The following is a 683-nucleotide window of genomic DNA, read 5'->3' on the forward strand; positions in this document are numbered from 1 at the left end:
GGCCGACGACGGCTTCGCGCTATGAAAATCGAAATTCCCGAGAAGAAAAAACTGGTCCACGAGATGCGCATCCAGATCCGCTGGGGCGACATGGATGCGATGGGCCACCTCAACAACGGCAGCTACTTCCGCTACCTGGAAACCATTCGCATCGACTGGATGTATGCGATTGGCTGCAAGCCTGACCCGAAGGGCGAGGGCCCCGTGATCGTCAACGCCTTCTGCAACTTCTACAAGCAGCTGGAGTACCCGGGCGATGTGCTGGTCAGGATGTATGTGAGCGACCCGGGCCGCACCACCTTTGAAAGCTGGGCCACCATGGAACGCGTTGACCAGCCGGGGGTGATTTGCGCCGCGGGCGGTGCCACCACGATCTGGGTGGACTTTCCGGCGAAAAAGGCCAAATCGCTGCCGGACTGGATGCGGCAGATCGTCAGTTAAGCGCAAAATTGGTGAATTCGGAGGTTTTTCAAATGCCCATCACCGAAGTCGTCCCCGCCGATCTCCATCTCGCCATTGATCCAGATGCGCTGGGTTTTGCGGACACGTCTGAGCTACTGAACCAACCGCTGCCCTGGATCGGACAGGAGCGTGCCGAAATCGCGGCCCGCTTTGGTCTGGAGATGGATCAGCCCGACTACAACCTTTTTGTGCTGGGCGAAGTCGGCAGCGGACGTTCGACG

Annotated in this window: 1 protein-coding gene and 1 pseudogene; both read left to right on the forward strand. The window is 59.0% G+C overall.

Going from position 1 to position 683, the window contains the following annotated elements; genetic code table 11:
• Positions 1-441, forward strand: a 441-nt coding sequence (locus B3F77_RS16620) for an acyl-CoA thioesterase (protein WP_293606025.1), incomplete at its 5' end; no start/stop codon positions are given.
• A 32-nt stretch (positions 442-473) separates the two neighbouring features.
• Positions 474-683 (forward strand): annotated as a pseudogene (locus tag B3F77_RS16625) (AAA family ATPase); the annotation flags it as partial.

It is taken from the genome of Polaromonas sp. UBA4122 (assembly GCA_002381615.1).
Lineage (GTDB): Bacteria > Pseudomonadota > Gammaproteobacteria > Burkholderiales > Burkholderiaceae_C > Polaromonas.